This window comes from Streptomyces sp. cmx-18-6, from assembly GCF_046548915.1.
GTDB lineage: Bacteria > Actinomycetota > Actinomycetes > Streptomycetales > Streptomycetaceae > Streptomyces.
This window is the reverse complement of the sequence record NZ_JAEBEP010000001.1, coordinates 1,036,946-1,058,992: the sequence shown is the minus strand read 5'-3', so window position 1 is coordinate 1,058,992 and position 22,047 is coordinate 1,036,946. Positions and strand designations below refer to the sequence as shown.

At 72.7% G+C, this 22,047-nt stretch carries 16 protein-coding genes, 1 tRNA gene and 1 pseudogene; 15 read left to right on the top strand and 3 right to left on the bottom strand.

Going from position 1 to position 22,047, the window contains the following annotated elements; translation table 11 throughout:
* Window positions 1-81 precede the first annotated feature (81 nt).
* The 4 genes from ACLJPL_RS04740 to ACLJPL_RS04725 all read left to right on the top strand — a co-directional run bounded on the left by ACLJPL_RS04740 (window position 82) and on the right by ACLJPL_RS04725 (window position 5,748).
* A complete protein-coding gene (locus ACLJPL_RS04740) occupies window positions 82-2,448 on the top strand; it encodes a HelD family protein (RefSeq protein WP_411079358.1) in 2,367 nt (788 codons plus the stop codon).
* A gap of 450 nt (window positions 2,449-2,898) precedes the next feature.
* The gene (locus tag ACLJPL_RS04735) at window positions 2,899-4,335 is read left to right on the top strand and encodes an NAD-dependent malic enzyme (protein ID WP_411079357.1); all 1,437 of its coding nucleotides are present in this window, start codon (window positions 2,899-2,901) and stop codon (window positions 4,333-4,335) included.
* A gap of 388 nt (window positions 4,336-4,723) precedes the next feature.
* Window positions 4,724-5,005, top strand: a complete 282-nt coding sequence (locus tag ACLJPL_RS04730) for an HU family DNA-binding protein (RefSeq protein WP_003968811.1) — start codon at window positions 4,724-4,726, stop codon at window positions 5,003-5,005.
* Between the two features lie 182 nt (window positions 5,006-5,187).
* Complete coding sequence (locus ACLJPL_RS04725; RefSeq protein WP_411079356.1) at window positions 5,188-5,748, top strand: hypothetical protein; 561 nt, start codon at window positions 5,188-5,190, stop codon at window positions 5,746-5,748.
* Window positions 5,749-5,782: 34 nt separating this feature from the next.
* Here the strand turns inward: ACLJPL_RS04725 and ACLJPL_RS04720 are convergent.
* Window positions 5,783-5,897: pseudogene (locus ACLJPL_RS04720) on the bottom strand (DUF2000 domain-containing protein); the annotation flags it as partial.
* A gap of 89 nt (window positions 5,898-5,986) precedes the next feature.
* Complete coding sequence (gene murA, locus ACLJPL_RS04715) at window positions 5,987-7,327, bottom strand: UDP-N-acetylglucosamine 1-carboxyvinyltransferase (protein WP_411079355.1); 1,341 nt, start codon at window positions 7,325-7,327, stop codon at window positions 5,987-5,989.
* A gap of 286 nt (window positions 7,328-7,613) precedes the next feature.
* Here murA and ACLJPL_RS04710 point away from each other — a divergent pair, with 286 nt between their 5' ends.
* The 10 genes from ACLJPL_RS04710 (at window position 7,614) to ACLJPL_RS04665 (ending at window position 20,019) form a co-directional block, all read left to right on the top strand.
* Entirely contained in the window at window positions 7,614-8,174 is a 561-nt protein-coding gene (locus tag ACLJPL_RS04710) for a YqgE/AlgH family protein (protein ID WP_411079354.1), read from the top strand.
* 42 nt (window positions 8,175-8,216) lie between these two features.
* The gene (locus ACLJPL_RS04705) at window positions 8,217-8,519 is read left to right on the top strand and encodes a DUF3039 domain-containing protein (RefSeq protein WP_015608862.1); all 303 of its coding nucleotides are present in this window, start codon (window positions 8,217-8,219) and stop codon (window positions 8,517-8,519) included.
* 343 nt (window positions 8,520-8,862) lie between these two features.
* Entirely contained in the window at window positions 8,863-10,167 is a 1,305-nt protein-coding gene (locus ACLJPL_RS04700; RefSeq protein WP_411079353.1) for an extracellular solute-binding protein, read from the top strand.
* A gap of 2 nt (window positions 10,168-10,169) precedes the next feature.
* A complete protein-coding gene (locus tag ACLJPL_RS04695) occupies window positions 10,170-11,156 on the top strand; it encodes a carbohydrate ABC transporter permease (protein ID WP_411079352.1) in 987 nt (328 codons plus the stop codon).
* A gap of 2 nt (window positions 11,157-11,158) precedes the next feature.
* Entirely contained in the window at window positions 11,159-12,001 is an 843-nt protein-coding gene (locus ACLJPL_RS04690; protein ID WP_411079467.1) for a carbohydrate ABC transporter permease, read from the top strand.
* A gap of 5 nt (window positions 12,002-12,006) precedes the next feature.
* On the top strand, window positions 12,007-13,680 hold the full coding sequence (locus tag ACLJPL_RS04685) for a beta-N-acetylhexosaminidase (RefSeq protein ID WP_411079351.1): 1,674 nt from the start codon (window positions 12,007-12,009) through the stop codon (window positions 13,678-13,680).
* A gap of 319 nt (window positions 13,681-13,999) precedes the next feature.
* A complete protein-coding gene (locus ACLJPL_RS04680; protein WP_411079350.1) occupies window positions 14,000-14,896 on the top strand; it encodes an FAD binding domain-containing protein in 897 nt (298 codons plus the stop codon).
* Window positions 14,893-16,710, top strand: a complete 1,818-nt coding sequence (locus ACLJPL_RS04675) for a 2Fe-2S iron-sulfur cluster-binding protein (RefSeq protein ID WP_411079349.1) — start codon at window positions 14,893-14,895, stop codon at window positions 16,708-16,710. The genes ACLJPL_RS04680 and ACLJPL_RS04675 overlap by 4 nt, the downstream gene beginning before the upstream one ends.
* Before the next feature lie 94 nt (window positions 16,711-16,804).
* On the top strand, window positions 16,805-19,156 hold the full coding sequence (locus tag ACLJPL_RS04670) for a xanthine dehydrogenase family protein molybdopterin-binding subunit (protein WP_411079348.1): 2,352 nt from the start codon (window positions 16,805-16,807) through the stop codon (window positions 19,154-19,156).
* Window positions 19,157-19,257: 101 nt separating this feature from the next.
* The gene (locus ACLJPL_RS04665; RefSeq protein ID WP_411079347.1) at window positions 19,258-20,019 is read left to right on the top strand and encodes a hypothetical protein; all 762 of its coding nucleotides are present in this window, start codon (window positions 19,258-19,260) and stop codon (window positions 20,017-20,019) included.
* Window positions 20,020-20,104: 85 nt separating this feature from the next.
* Here the strand turns inward: ACLJPL_RS04665 and ACLJPL_RS04660 are convergent.
* A tRNA-Cys gene (locus tag ACLJPL_RS04660) sits at window positions 20,105-20,179 on the bottom strand.
* A gap of 186 nt (window positions 20,180-20,365) precedes the next feature.
* On the opposite strand from ACLJPL_RS04660, the gene ACLJPL_RS04655 reads away from it, so the two are divergent.
* Window positions 20,366-22,045 carry an MFS transporter gene (locus ACLJPL_RS04655; protein ID WP_411079346.1) on the top strand — a complete coding sequence of 560 codons (1,680 nt, stop codon included), beginning with the start codon at window positions 20,366-20,368 and terminating at the stop codon, window positions 22,043-22,045.
* Window positions 22,046-22,047 lie beyond the last annotated feature (2 nt).

Genomic DNA, 22,047 nt, shown 5'->3' with positions numbered 1-22,047 from the left:
GCGACGCGGACGGCAGGTGCGCGCGGGCCCCCCTTCGCATAGGGTTGACGGCTGCCCGATGCACGTCAGAAGGGGGCCTCGGTGGCCGCGCAGGATGCCGCTGTCGATTCGCTGCGGGACCGGGAAATCGGTGTCGAACAGGATCATCTGGACCGCGTTTACCACCGTCTCGAAGAGAAGATCGACGAGGCGGAATTTCTCATGCACGACGCCGTCAAACGCGGGCAGGTCGGCACGCCCGGCGCCCTCGCCGAACGGGACGCCCAGGTCTTCCGGGCGGGCGTCCACCTCAACCGGCTGAACAGCGAGTTCGAGGACTTCCTCTTCGGGCGGATCGATCTGCTGCTCGGCAAGGACGGGGAGCGCGGCCCGGACGGCGCGTTCACCTCCGTCGAGCCGGCCGACGACGCCGTACGGGAGGACGCCACCGCCGACATCGCGGAGACGCTGCACATCGGCCGGATCGGGGTCCTGGACTCCGACTACGCGCCGCTGGTGATCGACTGGCGGGCCCCGGCCGCCGCCCCGTTCTACCGCTCGACCCCCAAGGAGCCGGGCCGCGTCGTGCGCCGCCGGGTCATCCGCTCCAAGGGCCGCAAGGTCCTCGGGGTGGAGGACGACCTCATGCGCCCGGAGCTGACGGCGCGTCTGGACGGCGAGAAGCTGCCGGTGATCGGCGACGGGGCCCTGATGGCGGCGCTCGGCCAGGCCCGCAGCCACACCATGCGGGACATCGTGGCTTCCATCCAGGCCGAACAGGACCTGGTGATCCGGGCCCCCGCCGCCTCCGTCACCGAGGTCACCGGCGGCCCCGGCACCGGAAAGACGGCGGTGGCCCTGCACCGGGCCGCGTACCTCCTCTACCAGGACCGGCGGCGGTACGCGGGCGGCATCCTCGTCGTCTCCCCGACCCCGCTCCTGGTCGCGTACACCGAAGGGGTGCTGCCCTCGCTCGGCGAGGAGGGCCAGGTCGCGATCCGCGCGGTCGGCTCGCTGTCCGAGGAGGCGGCGGGCGTCGCGGGGGCCACTGCCTACGACGAACCGGCCGTGGCCCGGATCAAGGGCTCCTCCCGGATGCTCCACGTGCTGCGCAAGGCGGCCCGGGGAGCCCTGGAGACGCCGAGGAGCGGGGAGGGCCAGCTCTCCTTCGGCGAGGAGCCGGCGGACGGCACGACGGCCACGACCCCGACCCGGCTGCGGGTCGTCGCCTTCGGAGCCCGCGTCGAGCTGGAGGCCGACGAGCTCCAGCGCATCCGGAACAACGTCCTCAGCGGCACCGCCCCTGTCAACCTGCTGCGCCCGCGCGCCCGCAAGCTGCTGCTGGACGCCCTGTGGAGCAAGTCCTCGGGGCGCGGCCGGTACACCGACCCGCAGCTGGCGGCGGAGCTGCGCTCGTCCTTCGACGAGGACGTCTCCACCGAGACGCCGTTCCTGGAGTTCCTGAACGCCTGGTGGCCCGAGCTCACCCCGCGCCGGGTGCTGGCCGCGATGGCCGACGACAGACGGCTGGCCCGCTGGTCCCGGCGCATCCTCAACCAGGGCGAGGCGCGCCGCCTGGCCCGTTCCCTGAAGCGGCTGGACGCGGACGGCGGCGGTCCGCTCTCCGTCCACGACGTGGCGCTCCTGGACGAGCTCCAGGCGCTGCTGGGCACGGTGGTGCGGCCGAAGCGCAAGCGCGAGATGGACCCGCTGGACCAGCTCTCCGGCCTGGAGGAGCTGATGCCGCAGCGCGAGGAGACCCAGTGGGAGCGGGCCGAGCGGCTCGCGGCCGAGCGCACGGAGTACGCGCACGTCATCGTCGACGAGGCGCAGGACCTGACGCCCATGCAGTGGCGGATGGTGGGCCGCCGGGGCCGCCACGCGACCTGGACGATCGTGGGCGACCCGGCGCAGTCCTCCTGGTCCGACCCGGACGAGGCGGCGGCCGCGCGGGACGAGGCGCTCGGCTCCCGGCCGCGCCGCCGCTTCACCCTCACCGTGAACTACCGCAACCCGGCCGAGATCGCGGAGCTGGCCGCCAAGGTGCTGGCGCTCGCCATGCCCGGCATGGAGTCCCCGTCCGCGGTGCGCTCGACCGGGGTGGTGCCGCGCTTCGTGCCGGTGGCGGGCACCGACCTGGCCGGCACGGTCCGCGAGGAGGCGCGGCGGCTGCTGGCGGAGGTGGACGGCACGGTCGGCGTGGTCGTGGCGATGAACCGGCGCGCCCAGGCCCGCGAGTGGCTCGCGGAGCTGGGGGAGCGGGTGGTGGCGCTGGGCAGCCTGGAGGCGAAGGGCCTGGAGTACGACGCCACGGTGGTCGTCTCGCCCGCGGAGATCGCGGACGAGTCCCCGGCGGGGCTGCGGGTGCTGTACGTGGCGCTGACCCGGGCCACGCAGCAGCTCACGGTGGTGTCGGGGGAGCGGGACGTGCCGGACGCGGACGGGGTGCCGGACCTGCTGAGGGACTGACCGCGGGCCCCGGAACAGGTGCCGATCGGGTGGTCGGAACAGGTTTTCCGAGTCAACCCGTCGCACGGGAATCACTTCTCCGGGGTCTTTGTTACCGTGGTACTGGCACCGGCTCGATCCAAGCCCCCGGGCCCAACCTTCGTCGCTTCGAGCGACCACTTGCCGCGAGGCGAGCATGGCGGGTCGGTGCCATCCAAGTGAAGAAGACAGACCCGTGTCACCTGATGGTGGCGCGGGTCTGTTTTCGTTCGCGGGGGGCCGTCTTTCGTTCGTGGGGCCCGTTGGGGGTTCCGCCGAACGGGTGACTTCTCGTATGGTGGAAACTACTTTCCGAAAGACGGCACTCATTACCGGCTACCAGCCGGTAGGTGCGACGATCGGAAAGCGTGTCCGGTACGAAGGTTTCCGGCCGCGCGGCAATGAAGCTTAAGGAAAGCGAAGGACTCGGCCATGGCAACGGCGCCCAGCGTCTCGTACTCGATGACGGTCAGGCTGGAGGTGCCCGCGAGCGGCACCGCGGTCTCCCAGCTCACCACGGCCGTCGAGTCCTCCGGGGGTTCGGTCACCGGCCTCGACGTCACCGCGTCCGGCCACGAGAAGCTGCGGATCGACGTCACGATCGCGGCCTCCTCCACCTCGCACGCGGACGAGATCGTCGAGGGTCTGCGCGACATCGACGGCGTCGTGCTGGGCAAGGTCTCCGACCGTACGTTCCTGATGCACCTCGGCGGCAAGATCGAGATGGCGTCCAAGCACCCCATCCGCAACCGCGATGACCTCTCGATGATCTACACCCCCGGCGTCGCCCGGGTCTGCATGGCGATCGCCGAGAACCCCGAGGACGCGCGCCGCCTCACCATCAAGCGCAACTCCGTCGCAGTCGTGACGGACGGCTCCGCGGTGCTCGGCCTCGGCAACATCGGCCCGATGGCCGCGCTGCCCGTCATGGAGGGCAAGGCGGCCCTCTTCAAGCGCTTCGCGGGCATCGACGCCTGGCCGATCTGCCTGGACACCCAGGACACCGACGCCATCGTCGAGATCGTCAAGGCGATCGCCCCCGGCTTCGCGGGCATCAACCTGGAGGACATCTCCGCCCCCCGCTGCTTCGAGATCGAGGCCCGGCTCCGCGAGGCCCTCGACATCCCCGTCTTCCACGACGACCAGCACGGCACCGCCATCGTCGTCCTGGCCTCGCTGACCAACGCCCTGCGCGTGGTGGGCAAAAACATCGGCGACGTACGGGTCGTCATGTCCGGCGCCGGAGCCGCCGGCACGGCCATCCTGAAGCTCCTGATCGCCGCCGGCGTCAAGCACGCCGTCGTCGCCGACATCCACGGAGTGGTGCACAGCGGGCGCGAGGACCTGGTCGCCGCCGCCCCCGACTCCCCGCTCTGCTGGATCGCCGACAACACCAACCCCGAGAACATCACCGGCACCCTCAAGGAGGCCGTCGTCGGCGCGGACGTCTTCATCGGCGTCTCCGCCCCGAACGTGCTGAACGGCGACGACGTCGCGGCGATGGCGGACGGCGCGATCGTGTTCGCGCTCGCGAACCCGGACCCCGAGGTCGACCCGGCGATCGCCCGCGAGACCGCGGCGGTCGTGGCCACCGGCCGCTCCGACTTCCCCAACCAGATCAACAACGTGCTGGTCTTCCCGGGCGTCTTCCGCGGTCTGCTGGACGCCCAGTCCCGCACCGTCAACACGGAGATGATGCTCGCCGCCGCCGGGGCGCTGGCCGACGTGGTCGCCGAGGACGAGGTCAACGCGAACTACATCATCCCCTCGGTCTTCAACGACAAGGTCGCCGGAGCCGTCGCCGGAGCCGTCCGCGCCGCCGCCAAGGCCGCCGCGGGCACCGGGGCGGCCCCCTCCGCCACCGTCTGACCCCACGGGGCCCACGCCCCCGTTTCGCGCCGCCCTCAAGGGGTACGCGCGAAACACCCCGGGCCGCACCCGCCGTGCCGTACGGCGCGTCGCGGGTCGCGGCGCCCCAAACGCCCCTTTAGGGTGGGCGGGCAGTGGGCCCCACGGGCCCGGCATCCGCTGCGGACCGCTAAGGGAAGCCGACGGAACGTCACCACGAGCAGACAGTGGCGCTTTTCGTTGACCCTGAAGGGTTCCGGATTGGCTTTCCCGCCGCAGGTGGGGGCAGGATGCGTAATCGGGCGCGAGGGTCTGACATCAGACCCGGGTCCGGGGACTGTCAGAGGGCCCTGGCAGCATCGGCTTCGATCTCACGCCTCACAGGCAAGAAGAACACGGGAGTAACAACATGAACCGCAGTGAGCTGGTGGCCGCCCTGGCCGACCGCGCCGAGGTGACTCGCAAGGACGCCGACGCCGTGCTGGCCGCGCTCGCCGAGACCGTCGGTGAGATCGTCGCCAAGGGTGACGAGAAGGTCACCATCCCCGGCTTCCTGACCTTCGAGCGCACCCACCGTGCCGCTCGCACCGCTCGCAACCCGCAGACCGGCGACCCGATCAACATCCCCGCCGGCTACAGCGTGAAGGTCTCCGCGGGCTCGAAGCTCAAGGAAGCCGCCAAGGGCAAGTAAGGCCCCAGGGGCTGTCCAGCCCCTCAAGGCGCAAATGAGGGCGGCCACTCCCGACCGGGAGTGGCCGCCCTCGCGCATGCCAGGGGCACATGCGCCCCGCAAGGGGGGCGGGGCGGTCCCGGAACCGTTCCGTCCGCCCGGCCGGCCGATGGCTTCCGCCGGGCATCCCCTACTCTGCCCCCATGGTCTCGGACGCCGTACCAACCACCGAAGCGGACGCGGGCCCGGCGGGCTCCGGCCGGCGACGCACGGCTGTGCGTCTGTCGGTGTCGCTCTACCTGCTGGCAGCCGCGGCGATGCTGGTGACCGCCCTTCTCGGCGCGTACGCGTGGTACGCGGCACTGGCGTGCTGGTTGCTCGGCTGCGTGGCGGTTCCGCTCCGCCACGGCGTGAGCGGGGGCCTGGAGATGGTCCGGGAGGCGTGGCGGCTCCGCACCCGCGGCGTCCTCGTCGAGGGGCGCAGGCTGTACGCCGGAACCTACGAGTACACCGACCTCGACGGGCGGACCCACCGTCTGACGGACGTCTACGAGACCGCGCGGCGGGTGGAGGTCCTCTACGATCCGGCGGATGCCGGGCAGACGGCCCAGGCCGGCCGCCGGACCGCCGGAACGCTGGCCTTCGGCGTCCTCGTATGCCTGCTGTCCCTCGCCATGGCCACGGCGCTGGCGGCCGTCGGGCTGGCGGGGCCGCTCGCAGCGCTGGGCGTCATCCCCGCCGGCGGCCTCTTCGGCCCGTACTGAGCCCGGCGGCGACTCCGCCCCGGCCCGGGGCCCAGGGATGCGTCCGCGCGCCCTTGAGGACCCTGTCCAGGGCGTTGCGGGGCCCGTACACGGCCCAGCAGCCCCACCCGATCGAGCGCGCCGCGCCCCACGGCCCGGGCAGGCGGCCTCTCCGAAGCCGGAAAAGCCGGTGCCCCGGCCCCCTGAGAGGGGACCGGGGCACCGGGCGCGCAGTGCTGTGTGCGGCAGCACTGTGCGGTCAGACGAGTGAACCGCCCGGCAGCTCCACCTTCGCGCCGAGCTTCTCCAGCTTCTCCATGAAGTTCTCGTAACCCCGGTTGATCAGGTCGATGCCGTGCACCCGGGAGGTCCCCTGGGCCGCCAGCGCCGCGATCAGGTACGAGAAACCGCCGCGCAGGTCCGGAATGACCAGATCCGCGCCCTGGAGCTTCGTCGGTCCCGAGACGACCGCCGAGTGCAGGAAGTTGCGCTGGCCGAAACGGCAGTCGGAGCCGCCCAGGCACTCGCGGTACAGCTGGATGTGCGCACCCATCTGGTTGAGCGCGGAGGTGAAGCCGAGCCGCGACTCGTACACCGTCTCGTGGACGATGGACAGCCCCGACGCCTGCGTCAGCGCCACCACCAGCGGCTGCTGCCAGTCGGTCTGGAAGCCGGGGTGCACGTCCGTCTCCAGCGCGATGGCGTTGAGCGCGCCGCCCGGGTGCCAGAAGCGGATGCCCTCGTCGTCGATCTCGAAGGCCCCGCCGACCCGGCGGAAGGTGTTCAGGAAGGTCATCATGGAGCGCTGCTGCGCGCCGCGCACGTAGATGTTGCCCTCGGTCGCCAGCGCCGCCGACGCCCAGGAGGCCGCCTCCAGGCGGTCCGGGATCGCCCGGTGGGTGTATCCGTCGAGCTTGTCGACACCGGTGATCCGGATGGTCCGGTCGGTGTCCATGGAGATGATCGCGCCCATCTTCTGCAGTACGCAGATGAGGTCCTCGATCTCCGGCTCGACGGCCGCGTTGGACAGCTCGGTGACGCCCTCGGCGAGGACGGCGGTGAGGAGCACCTGTTCGGTGGAGCCCACCGAGGGGTACGGCAGCCGGATCTTGGTGCCGCGCAGTCGCTGCGGGGCCTCCAGGTACTGGCCGTCCGCCCGCTTCTCGATGGTCGCGCCGAACTGGCGCAGCACCTCGAAGTGGAAGTCGATCGGCCGGCCGCCGATGTCGCAGCCGCCCAGGCCCGGGATGAAGGCGTGGCCGAGGCGGTGCAGCAGCGGGCCGCAGAACAGGATCGGGATCCGCGACGACCCCGCGTGGGCATCGATGTCAGCGACGTTCGCCGACTCGACGTGCGAGGGGTCGAGGATCAGTTCGCCCGGCTCGTCGCCGGGGCGGACGGTGACGCCGTGCAGCTGGAGGAGCCCCCGGACCACCCGTACGTCACGGATGTCGGGAACATTGCGGAGTCGGCTGGGCCCGCTGCCGAGCAGGGCTGCGACCATTGCCTTCGGCACCAGGTTCTTGGCGCCTCGGACGCGGATCTCGCCCTCCAGCGGGGTGCCGCCGTGGACAAGCAGGACATCGTCTGTGCCGGTCATGTATCTCGCGTTCCGGAGTGGTCGGGCAGGGGGCCAACGAAAAGGGTAATGGCCTCCTACCCCCCTTCCGTAAGGCGAAGGGGGGTGTACGAACGTCATGAATCCGCTGCAACACCCTCCGCGCACCCGATCTTGCGGAGGGTCACCGTCCGGATGGCCCACCGGACCCCGCCGCGCGGTGCGCTCCCCGTGCCTCCGTGCGCCCTGAGCTGCGCTCGCTCCCGTGAGGCGGCCGTCACGGCCACTCGGCCCCCGCGGAGGGCGAAGATGCGGGATCATTTCCGCCATGACGGAGGTGTCCTCGCTCACAGGGCGACTGCTCGTGGCCGCACCCGCCCTCGCGGACCCGAATTTCGACCGCGCGGTGGTGCTCCTCCTCGACCACGACGAGGAGGGCTCCCTCGGCGTGGTCCTCAACCGGCCGACCCCGGTGGGCGTCGCCGACATCCTCGGGTCCTGGGCCGGCCTCACGGGCGAACCGGACGTCGTCTTCCAGGGCGGCCCGGTCTCGCTCGACTCGGCGCTCGGGGTCGCGGTGATCCCCGGCGACCACGGCCCCCTCGGCTGGCGGCGGGTCCACGGGGCGATCGGCCTGGTCGATCTGGAGACCCCGCCGGAGCTGCTCGGCCCGGCCCTGGGATCGCTGCGGATCTTCGCCGGGTACGCGGGCTGGGGCCCGGGTCAACTGGAGGGCGAACTCGGCGAGGGGGCCTGGTACGTGGTCGAGTCCGAGCCCGGAGACGTCTCGTCCCCGCGCCCCGAGCACCTCTGGCGTGCGGTGCTGCGCCGCCAGCGCAGCGAGCTGGCGATGATCGCCACGTACCCGGACGACCCCTCGCTCAACTGAAGGCCCGCACCCTGTCCCGGACGCTCTGTACCCTTGGCGGTTATGAGCACTCTTGAGCCCGATCGCGGGGCAGGTACGGGGACCCTCGTAGAGCCGACGCCGCAGGTGTCGAGGGGCGACGGCGACCACGAGCGCTACGCCCATTACGTCCAGAAGGACAAGATCATGGCGAGCGCCCTGGAGGGCACTCCCGTGGTCGCGCTGTGCGGCAAGGTCTGGGTGCCGGGGCGCGACCCCAAGAAGTACCCGGTCTGTCCCATGTGCAAGGAGATCTACGAGTCCATGGGCGCCGGCGGCGACAAGGACAAGGGCAAGGGCGGCGGCAAGGACAAGGGCAAGAAGTAGGGCCCGCGCCCCACCCGGCCCCCGGGCCCCCTCTCCTGCCGTCCCCCTGGGCCGAAGGCCCCCGGCACGCGCGCATCACCGCGCGTGCCGGGGGCCTTCGCGTTTCCCCGGCGGCGGCCTTCCGCTCGGTCTTCCGCGCGTCCCCTGTCCGGCCCTCCGCGCCCTGGGCGATGCCGGTCACGGAGGGTGGCCGGGTGCGCGCGTTGCACGGGCTGCGTCACCGGGTCACGGAGTGGTGGAGACCACTTGTCGGCACCGGAACCGGGGCTTACTCTCCTGCCAGTTGTGCAGAACGAAACGCACGTTGCACATGATGCAACGATTGACCGGTAGGGGTTCCCGGATGAAGCTTTCTGCCCGAATTGCCGCCCCCGTCGCGGCACTTGTGCTGGCGGGCCTCACCGCCACCGCCTGTGCGCCGCAGACCTCCGACACCAGTGCGAAGGGTGACGAGAAGAGCGGGACTCTCCGTGTCTGGCTCTTCCAGGAGGTCGGCAACAAGCCCAAGGAGAAGGTCGTCGACGAGGCCGTCGCCGCGTTCGAGAAGAGCCATGAGGGCGCGAAGGTCGAGGTCGAGTACATACCCGTCGACACCCGCGCCCAGCGCATCAAGGCCGCGTTCAACGACCCCAAGAGCGCCCCCGACCTCATCGAGTACGGCAACAGCGACACCGCCGGATACGTCAAGGACGGTGGACTCGCGGACGTGACCGGGGAGTTCGGCGACTGGGACGAGGCCCGGGACACCGACCCGATCGCCAAGCAGTCCGTCACCGTGGGCGACAAGGTCTACGGCGCGCCCTTCTTCGTCGGCGTCCGGGCCCTCTACTACCGCACCGACGTCTTCAAGGACCTCGGCATCGAGCCCCCCGCGTCCCAGGCCGAGCTGATCTCCACCGCCAAGAAGATCCACAAGGCGAAGCCGGATCTGTACGGCCTCGCGGTCGGCGGCGCGTACACCTACGGGGCGATGCCCTTCATCTGGTCCCACGGCGGCGAGATCGCGGGCGAGAGCGGCGGTGCGTACAAGTCGGCCATCAACAGCGAGAAGTCCCGCAAGGGCATCGAGGCGTACACCTCCCTCTTCGGCGACGACAACTGTCCGGCCGCCAAGTGCGCCTCCATGGGCGGCAACGCCACCGTGACCGCCTTCGCCTCCGGCAAGGCCGCCATGGCCATCGGCGGCGACTTCAGCCACGCGGCCGTCGAGGCGGGCTCGGTCAAGGGCAAGTACGCGGTCGTCCCGCTGCCCGGCGTCGCCAAGAACTCCATCGCCCCCGCCTTCGCGGGCGGCAACAACATCGGCGTGCTCAAGAGCAGTTCGCACCGCACCCTCGCCGTCGACCTGATGAAGTCGCTCACCGGCAAGCAGACCCAGGCCAAGATGTTCGACGCGATGGGCTTCCTGCCCACCTACACCGACGTCCTGGACAACGCCGCCAAGAAGCAGCCCTTCGTCGCCCCGTTCGTCCAGACCCTCGGCGCGGGCGCCAAGTTCGTCCCCGCGTCGCCCGCCTGGGGCCAGATCGACGCCTCCCTCGTCCTGCCGACGATGCTCCAGGAGATCGTCTCCGGCCGTAAGGACGTGGCGAAGGCATCGGACGACGCCGCGAAGAAGATGGACGCGGCGTTCGCCGACGCGGGCTGACCATGACCACGCACACCACCCCGCTCAAGGCCCCGGCCGCGGGCGCGTCCGCGGCGGGCGCCGGCGCCCCCGCCGGCCGCCCGCCCCGGCGCGGCCGCTCCGTGTCCCCCAGGGGCCACTCCGGCTGGACCCCCTGGCTCTACCTCCTGCCCGCCCTCGTCCTGCTCGCCGGGCTGCTCGTCTACCCGATCTACCAGCTCGGCCTGATCTCGTTCCTGGAGTACACCCAGGCCCAGGTCAGCGGCGGCGAACCCACCACCTTCAAGGGCTTCGACAACTACGCCGCCCTCTTCAACGACAGCCAGTTCTGGCAGGTCCTCCTCGCCACCGTCCTGTTCGCCGCGGCCTGCGTCGTCTCCACCCTGTTCGTCGGCTGCGCGCTGGCCGTCCTGCTCACCCGCATCCGCGCCCTGCCCCGGCTCGCGCTGATGATGGCCGCGCTCGGCGCGTGGGCCACCCCCGCGATCACCGGCTCCACGGTCTGGGTCTTCCTCTTCGACCCCGACTTCGGACCGGTCAACAAGGTGCTGGGGCTCGGCGACTTCTCCTGGACGTACGGCCGCTACAGCGCCTTCGCGCTCGTACTCCTCGAAGTGCTGTGGTGCTCGTTCCCGTTCGTCATGGTCACCGTGTACGCGGGCATCCGGGCCATCCCCACCGAAGTGCTGGAGGCCGCCTCGCTGGACGGCGCGTCCCAGTGGCGGATCTGGCGGACCATCATGGCGCCGATGCTCAAGCCCATCCTGATCGTCGTCACCATCCAGTCGATCATCTGGGACTTCAAGGTCTTCACCCAGATCTACGTCATGACCAACGGCGGCGGCATCGCCGGGCAGAACCTGGTGCTCAACGTGTACGCGTACCAGAAGGCGTTCGCGTCCTCGCAGTACAGCCTCGGCTCCGCGATCGGCGTCGTGATGCTGGTGATCCTGCTGGCCGTCACCCTGGTCTATCTGCGCCTGGTACGCCGCCAGGGGGAGGAACTGTGAGCGTGATCAAGCTGCCCCGGGTCAAGCGGCCCGGCAGGCTGGCCGCCGAGGCCGCCGCCCTGCTGATCGCCGTGGCGGTCGCCTTCCCCCTCTACTGGATGGTGCTCTCCGCCTTCAAACCGGCCGGCGAGATCCAGTCCACCACCCCCCGACCCTGGACGCTCGCCCCCTCGCTCGACTCGTTCCGCCGGGTCTTCGAACAGCAGGACTTCGGCCGCTACTTCCTCAACAGCCTGCTGGTGGCGGGCACGGTCGTCATCGCCTCCGCGCTGATCGCCTTCCTGGCCGCCACCGCCGTGACCCGCTTCCGCTTCAGGTTCCGCACCACCCTGCTGATCATGTTCCTGGTCGCGCAGATGGTGCCGGTGGAGGCGCTGACCATCCCGCTGTTCTTCCTGATGCGGGACTTCGGCCAGCTCAACACGCTCGGCTCGCTGATCCTGCCGCACCTCGCCTTCTCGCTGCCGTTCGCCATCTGGATGCTGCGCGGCTTCGTCAGGGCCGTCCCCGAAGCCCTGGAGGAGGCCGCCTACATCGACGGGGCCAGCCGCACCCGCTTCCTGTGGCAGATCCTCTTCCCGCTGGTCTTCCCGGGGCTCGTGGCGACCAGCGTCTTCTCCTTCATCACCACCTGGAACGACTTCCTGTTCGCGAAGTCCTTCATCATCAGCGACACCTCCCAGTCGACGCTGCCGATGGCGCTGCTGGTCTTCTTCAAGCCGGACGAGAACGACTGGGGCGGGATCATGGCAGCCTCGACGGTGATGACCATTCCCGTCCTCGTCTTCTTCGTACTCGTACAGCGACGCCTGGTCTCCGGACTGGGCGGAGCGGTAAAGGACTGACGTCAATGACATCCAAGGACGCCGACCCGGACACCTCCCGCGGCGAGACGGCCCCCGGCCTGGTCCCCGCGCCCCGCGCCCTGGCCTGGGGGCCGCCGGGAGCGGAGCCGTTCCGGCTGGACGGGGCGACCGTGCTCAGCGCCGCGCCGGGCGCCGAGGGCGTCGCCCGCCGGCTGCGCGCCACGGTCGGCGCGGCCACCGGGCTGCCGCTCCCGGACGGCACGGCCGGCTCCCGCGTGGAGCTGTCGCTCGACGCGGCCCTGGCCCCCGAGGCGTACCGCCTGGTCGTCGAAGCCGAGGCCGTGCGCATCGTCGGGGGCAGCGCCGCCGGCCTGTTCTGGGGGACGCAGACCTTCCGTCAGCTCCTGGGCCCGGACGCCTTCCGGCGCGCGCCCGTCGCACCGGAGCGCACCTGGGACGTCCCGGCGGTCGCCGTCGAGGACGAACCCCGCTTCTCCTGGCGCGGCCTGATGCTCGACGTCTCCCGGCACTTCCTGCCCAAGGACGACGTCCTGCGCTACCTGGACCTCCTCGCCGCCCACAAACTGAACGTCTTCCACTTCCACCTGACCGACGACCAGGGCTGGCGCGTCGAGATCAAGCGCCACCCGCGCCTGACCGAGGCCGGGGCCTGGCGCTCCCGTACGAAATACGGGCACCGGGCGTCCGAACTCTGGGACGAGACCCCGCACGGCGGCTTCTACACCCAGGACGACATCCGCGAGATCGTCGCCTACGCCGCCGAACGGCATATCCGCGTGGTCCCCGAGATCGACATCCCGGGCCACTCGCAGGCCGCCATCAGCGCCTACCCCGAACTGGGCAACACCGACGTCATCGACACCACCACCCTCTCCGTCTGGGACACCTGGGGCATCAACCCGAACGTACTCGCCCCCACTGACGACACCCTGCGCTTCTTCGAGGGCGTCTTCGAAGAACTGCTGGACCTCTTCCCCGCCGCGACCTCGCCGTTCATCCACGTGGGCGGCGACGAGTGCCTCAAGGACCAGTGGAAGGAGTCCCCGGCCGCCCAGGCCCGGATCGCCGAACTCGGCCTGAAGGACGAGGACGAGCTCCAGTCCTGGTTCATCCGGCACTTCGACACCTGGCTCACCGCACGCGGCCGCCGCCTCATCGGCTGGGACGAGATCCTGGAGGGCGGCCTCCCCGAAGGCGCGGCGGTCTCCTCCTGGCGTGGTTACGCGGGCGGCATCGCGGCCGCCGAGGCCGGGCACGACGTGGTGATGTGCCCCGAGCAGCAGGTGTATCTGGACCACCGTCAGGACGGCGGCCCCGACGAGCCGATGCCCATCGGGTACGTCCGCACCCTGGAGGACGTCTACCGCTTCGAACCCGTGCCGCCGGGCCTGTCCGCCGAGGCCGCCCGGCACGTCCTCGGCACCCAGGGCAACGTGTGGACCGAGGTCATGCAGAACCGGGCCCGCGTCGACTACCAGGTCTTCCCGCGCCTCGCCGCCCTCGCGGAGGTCGCCTGGACGCCCCTGCCGGCCCCGGCCGACCGGGACTTCGCCGGTTTCGAGGAGCGCATGACGGACCATTACGCCCGCCTCGACGCCCTCGGCGTCGACTACCGCCGGCCGGGCGGCCCGCAGCCGTGGCAGCGGCGGCCCGGCGTCCTCGGCCGCCCGCTCGAAGGAGCGCCGCCGGTGGTGTGAACCCCCGGAACCCGGTGTGCGGGGGCGGGCGCCCGCCCCCGCACACCGGGAGAGCCCGGCCGGCCGCGGCGCCGACGCAACAGGCCGCGGAACGAACGTAATAAGTCGTACAAGCATCGCTGAAGAGTGCCAATTCACCCTCTCTGCGGAAGAGGTGTGAAATCGGATCTTCCCCCAGGTCAGGGACGGATCCATCCTTCGCGGACCCTCGCGCCGGTCCGATCGGAAGATGTGCCAGAGTTGCCACGTCCGGGCTGTGAGCACGTACCGTACGGCGGAACAGGCGGACCAGCCGGGAGACCGGGAAGGGGCAGCTGGGTTGACCACGCACGCACCGCAGGCGATGCAGTCGGTGACGCTGCCGGCCTCGCTCGACGAGGCCGTGGCGGCGCTGGAAGCCATGCCCGCCGCCGTCCCCGTGGCGGGGGGAACGGACCTGATGGCGGCCGTGAACAAGGGCCTCCTGCGCCCCTCGGGACTGGTCGGCCTCGGCCGGATCAGCGAGCTGCGCGGCTGGCACTACCAGGACGGCCACGCCCTGCTCGGGGCCGGACTCACCCACGCCCGCACGGGGCGGCCCGACTTCGCCGCCCTCATCCCCGCCCTCGCCGCGTCCGCACGCGCCGCGGGCCCGCCCCAGATCCGCAACGCCGGGACCCTCGGCGGCAACATCGCCACCTCCGCGCCCACCGGCGACGCCCTGCCGGTGCTGGCCGCGCTGGAGGCCGACCTCGTCATCGCGGGACCCGGCGGCGCGCGCCGCGAGATCCCCGTGTCGCATCTGCTGGCCGGGCGCGAGCTGCTGGGCCCCGCCGAGCTGATCGGCTTCGTCCGCGTACCGCTGCTGCACGCCCCGCAGGTGTTCCTGAAGGCCACCGGACGCACCGGCCCCGGCCGGGCCACCGCGTCGGTCGCCATCGTGCTGGACCCGGCCCGGCGCGGGGTGCGCTGCGCGGTCGGCGCGATCGCCCCGATGCCGCTGCGCCCGCTGGAGGCGGAGCGCTGGATCGCCTCGCTGATCGACTGGGACGGCGCGCGGGGCCTGGCCCCGGACGCGCTGGCCGCCTTCGGCGAGTACGTCGCCGCCGCCTGCATCCCGGACCACGCACCGCCGGCCGACGGATCGCAGGCCCCGCCGCTGTCCCCGGCCGTTCTCCACCTGCGGCGCACCGTCGCCGCGCTCGCCCGACGCGCACTGGGGAGGGCACTGTCGTGAGCAATGAGGAAACGCCCGACCAGCAGGGGCGGCACGACCAGCAGGGGCACTCCGGCGGCCCCGACCCGCAGTACGGGGCCTGGCAGCCGACGCCGCAGAGCGGTGAGTACGACGCGGACGCCACCGCGTTCGTCCAGCTCCCGCCCGAGGACCTGGCGGGCGACCCGCTGGCCGCCCCCGGCCAGGGCTACGTACCCCCGATGATCCTGCCGCTGACCCCGGCGGCCGGTCTGGACCCGGCGGCGACGGGCAGCTGGGTGGTGCAGACGCAGAGCCAGCAGGCGCGGGCCGAGCGGCGCGAGGAGGAGGCGGCCCCGGGCGCGGTGCACTGGCCGGACCCGAACCAGCAGGGCGGGTACGCCCAGCCGTATCAGGACGCCTCGTACGCCCAGCCGTACCAGGACGTTCCGGCCACCTCGCCGTACGAGGACCACACACGGACCACGCACACCACGGCCCAGTGGAACTTCGCCGAGGCCATCGGCGGCGACACGGCGACCCCCGAAGCCGCGGACCCCGCGCAGCACGCGGACCCCGCGCAGGGCCCGGCCGACCTCTCGCAGGGGTCGCAGGCGTGGTACGCGGACGACACGCGCCCGGCGACGCTGCCGGGCGGGGCCCCCGCGCCCTGGGCCACGCAGCCGCGGCCCGAGGAGTCCCCGGCGCACGTGCTTCCCGGGCCGGACGAGGAGCACGCGGCGGACGTCTCGGCGCACCCGGAGGCGTATCCCGAAGCGCACCCGGAGGCGTATCCCGGGGCCCGCCCCGAAGCGCACCCGGAGGCGTATCCCGGGGCCCGTCCCGAAGCGCACCCCCAGGCCCACCCCGTCGCCGACGAGCCCGAGGCCGCCCACCCGGCCCCCGGAGACGGACCGGAAGCGGCGGAGCAGCCCCGGCCGGAACCGGAAGCGGAAGCCCCGGCCGACCCGGAGCAGGACCCGGCCCACGCCTCCGCGACGGAGCACGCGGCCGAGCCCCGGCACGAGGACACCCCGGAAACGGCCCCCGGAGCCGCCCCGGAACCGCCCCTCGCCTCCGGACCCGCGCCCGAATCCGCCCCCGGCTCCGAGACCGGCCCCGCCCCCGAAGCGGAACCCGAACCGGACCCGGCCCACGACCCCGCTCACGATCCCGCGCACGACCCGGCAGCCGCCCCCGCCGACGTACCCAGCGAACACCCCTCCGCCTCCTACCTCCTGCACGTCAACGGCGTGGACCGCCCGGTCTCCGACGCCTGGATCGGGGAGTCCCTGCTCTACGTGCTCCGCGAGCGCCTCGGCCTCGCCGGGGCCAAGGACGGCTGCTCGCAGGGCGAGTGCGGGGCGTGCAACGTCCAGGTCGACGGCCGTCTGGTCGCCTCCTGCCTGGTGCCCGCAGCCACCGCCGCCGGCAGCGAGGTCCGTACGGTCGAGGGGCTGGCCGTCGACGGCGAACCCTCCGACGTCCAGCGCGCCCTGTCCGCCTGCGGGGCCGTCCAGTGCGGCTTCTGCATCCCCGGCATGGCGATGACCGTCCACGACCTGCTGGAGGGCAACCACGCCCCCAGCGAGCTGGAGACCCGCCAGGCCCTCTGCGGCAACCTCTGCCGCTGCTCCGGCTACCGGGGCGTCCTCGACGCGGTCGCGGACGTCGTGGCGGCCCGCGAGGCGAGCGCGGAGGCGGCGACCGCCACCCAGGCCGCCACCCAGGCGGCGTCCCAGGCCGCCTCCCGGGCGACCGCCGCCCAGGACGAGCCGCGCATCCCGCACCAGGCCGAGCCCGGAGCCGGCGGCGTACAGCGGCAGCCCCACCCGCACGAGGGAGGCGCGCAGTGATCCACGCGCGCAGACCGTCACCAGGACAGCACCACGCGACACCACAGGTCACCCCCCGCCGCCGGCGCGGCCGGGCGAGAGACAAGGAGGCGGCGTGAGCGGCGACGCAGCCACCGCGGCCAACGCGACCAGCACCAGCCTGCCCAGGATCGACGCCTCCGCCGGCCCCGGCGACGGCCCCGACCGGGAACCGCCCCTGATGGGCCTGGGCGCTTCGCTGCCGCCCGCCGACACCCGCGCGAAGACCGAGGGCACCTTCCCGTACGCCGCCGACCTCTGGGCCGAGGGGCTGCTCTGGGCCTCCGTCCTCCGCTCGCCGCACCCGCACGCCCGCATCCTGTCCATCGACACCTCGGCCGCCGTCGCGATGCCCGGGGTGCGCGCGGTCGTCACCCACGAGGACGTGCCGGGCGACAGCAACTACGGGCGGCGCGTGGTGGACCGCCCCGTCTTCGCCTCCGACCTGGTCCGCCACCACGGCGAGCCGATCGCCGCCGTCGCCGCCGACCACCCGGACACCGCACGGCTGGCCGCTGCCGCCATCGCGGTGGAGTACGAGGTGCTGGAGCCGGTCACGGACCCGGAGAAGGCGTTCGCGGCGGAGCCCCTGCACCCGGACGGCAACCTGATCCGGCACATCCCCCTGCGGTACGGCGACGACGGCGTGAGCGGCGAGGTCGTCGTCGAGGGCCTCTACCGCATCGGCCGTCAGGACCCCGCCCCCATCGGCGCGGAGGCCGGCCTCGCCGTGCCCCGCCCGGACGGCGGCGTCGAGATCTACACCGCCTCCACCGACCCGCACACCGACCGCGACCTGGCCGCCGCCTGCTTCGGCCTGGAGCCGGACCGGGTCAAGGTCGTCGTGACCGGCGTCCCCGGCGCGACCGGCGACCGCGAGGACCCCGGCTTCCAGATCCCGCTGGGCCTGCTCGCCCTGCGCACCGGCTGCCCGGTGAAGCTGGCCGCCACCCGCGAGGAGTCCTTCCTCGGCCACGCCCACCGCCACCCGACCCTGCTGCGCTACCGCCACCACGCGGACGCGGAGGGCCGGCTGGTCAAGGTGGAGGCCCAGATCCTGCTGGACGCGGGCGCGTACGCGGACGCCTCGTCCGAGTCGCTGGCCGCCGCCGTGGCGTTCGCGTGCGGCCCGTACGTCGTGCCGCACGCCTTCATCGAGGGCTGGGCGGTCCGGACGAACAACCCGCCCTCCGGTCACGTACGCGGCGAGGGCGCGATGCAGGTGTGCGCGGCGTACGAGGGCCAGATGGACAAGCTGGCCGCCAAGCTCGGCATCGACCCGGCCGAACTCCGCCTCCGCAACGTCCTGTCCACCGGCGACATCCTGCCCACCGGCCAGACGGTGACCTGCCCGGCCCCGGTGGCCGAACTGCTCCGCGCCGTACGGGACTTCCCGCTGCCCGCCCTCCCCAAGGACAGCCCCGAGGACGACTGGCTGCTGCCCGGCGGCCCCGAGGGCGCTGGCGAGCCCGGGGCGGTGCGCCGGGGCGTGGGCTACGGCGTCGGCATGGTCCACATGCTCGGCGCGGAGGGCGCGGACGAGGTCTCCACGGCCACGGTCCGGGTCCACGACGGCGTCGCCACCGTCATCTGCGCGGCGGTCGAGACCGGCCAGGGCTTCACCACGCTGGCCCGCCAGGTCGTCCAGGAGATCCTGGGCATCGACGAGGTCCACGTGGCCGCCGTCGACACCGACCAGCCCCCGGCCGGCCCGGCGACGCACGGCCGGCACACCTGGGTCTCCGGCGGGGCGGTGGAGCGGGCGGCGAAGATGGTCCGCACCCAGCTCCTCCAGCCGCTGGCCCACAAGTTCGGCATGTCCACCGAGCTGCTCCAGATCGCGGACGGCAAGATCACCTCGTACGACGGCGTGCTGTCCACCACCGTCATGGAGGCGATGGACGGCAAGGAGCTCTGGGCCACCGCCCAGTGCCGCCCCCACCCCACCGAGCCGCTGGACGACTCCGGCCAGGGCGACGCGTTCGTCGGCCTCGCGTTCTGCGCGGTACGGGCGGTCGTCGACGTCGACATCGAGCTCGGCTCGATCCGCGTGGTCGAGATGGCGGTGGCCCAGGACGTCGGCCGCGTCCTCAACCCGGCGCAGCTCGCGACCCGTATCGAGGCGGGCATCACCCAGGGCATCGGCGCGGCCCTCACCGAGAACCTGCGCACCGCCCGCGGCCTGATCCGCCACCCCGACCTGACCGGCTACGCGCTCCCCACCTCGCTGGACGCGCCGGACATCCGCATCGTCAAGCTCGTCGAGGAGCGCGACGTGGTGGCCCCCTTCGGCGCGAAGCCCGCCTCCGCCGTCCCCGTCGTGACGGCCCCGGCCGCCGTCGCCTCGGCGGTCCGCTCGGCCACCGGCCGCCCGGTGAACCGCCTGCCGGTGCGGCCGCAGGCGGCGGTGGTGACCCCCAAGAACTGACGGAACCAACCGACCTCCTGGGACCACCGGCCGGCCGGGCGGTGGTCGCGTATCGTCGGCGCGAAAGTGCGGACGAGTTGCCGACCGGGGGGGGGCCGGGCGTGATTTCTGAGCTGGAGCTGACAGAGGAGTTCGGACCGGGCCACGGCCCGGAGGAGGCGGGCGGATTCGACCGCCCGCGCGCCGTGGGGCGACGGCGCGGGCGGGGCCTGCTGTGGGGCGTGACCGGGGCGCTGGCGGCCTCCGCCGTGTGGGTGACGGCCGTCTTCGCGTACGGGGTGGGCGTCGACCCGAAGCCGGACGCACACGGCTACCGGGTGGGGGAGAAGTCCTGCGCCGGCATGAAACTGAAGGCGCTGACCGGGTCCCTGGGCAAGCTGGAGACCGCTCCGACTCCCGAGCCGGGACGAATCAAGCATCCCGCCCTCGACCGCTTCGGTTGCACCGCCACCTTCCCCGCCACCGAGATCCCCGGGAAGAGGGCGAGGAACGAGTCGATCCAGGTCGTCGTGTCGGTGACGGCCGAGCTGCACAAGGAGACCGATCCGCGCCCCGAGTTCGAGGCGCTCAGCACGGCGAAGTACATCGAAGGCGTCGAGGTGGCGGAGGTGGAATCGGTCCCTCACCTCGGGGACCGGGCCTATCTGTGGGTCATGGACGGGGGCGTCGCGTATCTGCGGGTGGTGGAGGGCGGCGCGGTCGTCAGCCTCGCGCTCTCCTTCACGGTGGCCTACGACGACTACGACGCGGACGGCGACGATCCGGGCCCGGAGGAGAGGACGGAGGCCCCCGATCCGGTGTCGTACCGGGCGGACATGATCAGTGGCATGCGCGATGTGATGGAGGGCCTGAAGGCGGACTGAGGGCCGCCGGGCGAGCCCGCCCCCTCGCGGGGGCGGGCACACGAGAATGCCCGCCCCTGGCGCCAGGGGCGGGCATTCTCGCCGTTGGAGGCCGTGACCGGAATCGAACCGGTGTAACTCGAGTTGCAGTCGAGCCCCTGAGCCTCTCGGGCACACGGCCATGCGTTCACTGTTGTGTCCCCGACGTTAGGGGGCGCGGGCAGCGGGCCACAAGGGAGGCGGCCGGTACGCAATACGACTGCCATACGCCGTTCACGCCGGGGGCTTTCGGCCTACGACCAAGGGACGAGCCCGGACGGGCACGGGGACAGGGTTCAAACCGCCCCATGCCCCTTACCCTGGGGCAATGACCGCCCCCGAACAGCGTGACGGCGCCGATGCCGCGCGCCCCGCGCCGACCGATCCGCCGCACGACCTCCACCAGGGCGGCCTGCCGCACGGTCCCCACCGCGGCGGCTCGCCCCGCCACCCCCACCGCGGCGGTCTTCCGGGCGGTCCCACCGACCCGGCCACCGGGCTGCCCGCCGACCTCCCCACCGACCTGAAGACCGGCATACCCGGCGACGTACGGCCCGGCATGCCGGACGCGCTGCCCGGCGATCTGACCGGGGCGGTCACGGAGGCGGCGGCCGAGGGCGTGCTCGGGCGCACCTACCGGGCGCTCAGCATCGGCGTCGTCTCCGTGGTGTTCCTCATCGCGTTCGAGGCGACGGCGGTCGGCACCGCGATGCCCGTCGCCGCCCGCGAGCTGCACGGCATCCCGCTGTACGCGTTCGCCTTCTCCGCGTACTTCACCACCAGCCTCTTCGCCATGGTCCTCTCCGGCCAGTGGGCCGACCGGCGCGGACCGCTCCAGCCGCTCGCCGCCGGCATCACCGCCTTCGGGGTGGGGCTGCTGCTCTCCGGGGCGGCCGGTTCCATGTGGGTCTTCATCGCGGGCCGGGCGGTCCAGGGGCTCGGCGGCGGGCTGGTGATCGTCGCCCTGTACGTGGTCATCGGGCGGGCCTACCCCGAACGCATCCGGCCCGCCATCATGGCCGCCTTCGCCGCGAGCTGGGTGATCCCGTCCGTGGTCGGGCCGCTGGCCGCCGGCACGGTCACCGAGCACCTCGGCTGGCGCTGGGTCTTCATCGGCATCCCCGCCCTCATCGTGGTCCCGCTGGCGCTGGCCCTGCCCGCGATCCGCCGGATGGCCTCGGGCCCGGCGGACCCGGACGCGCCGCCGCAGCCGTACGACCGCCGCCGCATCCGCCTCGCGCTGGGGATCTCGGCGGGGGCCGGGCTGCTCCAGTACGCGGGCCAGGAGCTGGACTGGCTCGCCGTGCTGCCCGCCGCCGTCGGGGTGGCGCTGCTGGTGCCCGCCGTACGGGGCCTGCTGCCCACCGGGACCGTACGGGCGGCGCGCGGGCTGCCCTCGGTGATCCTGCTGCGCGGGGTGGCGGCCGGTTCGTTCATCGCCGCCGAGTCCTTCGTACCGCTGATGCTGGTGACCCAGCGCGGCCTGACCCCGACGATGGCGGGGCTGTCCCTGGCGGTGGGCGGGGCGACCTGGGCGCTCGGCTCGTTCGTCCAGTCCCGGCCGCGCCTGGAACCGTACCGGGAGCGGCTGATGGTGAGCGGGATGGTGCTGGTGGCGGCCTCGATCGCGGTGGCCCCCACCGTGCTGGTCCCGGCGGTGCCGGTCTGGATCGTCGCCGTGGCCTGGGCGTTCGGCTGCTTCGGGATGGGCATGGTGATCGCCTCCACCAGCGTGCTGCTGCTGAAGCTGTCGGCCCCCCAGGAGGCGGGCTCCAACTCCGCCGCCCTCCAGATCTCGGACGGCCTCTCCAACGTGCTGCTGCTGTCCCTGGGCGGCGCGGCCTTCGCGGCCCTGGGCGGCGAGGCCCTGGGCGCGGCGGCGCACGGCACGGTGGGCGGCGCGGCCGAGGGCTCGCACCCGGCGGCGTTCGCGGCGGTGTTCGTGCCGATGGCGGTGGTGGCTGTGGTGGGGGCCTGGGTGGCTACGCGGGTGCGGGAGAAGAGCTAGCG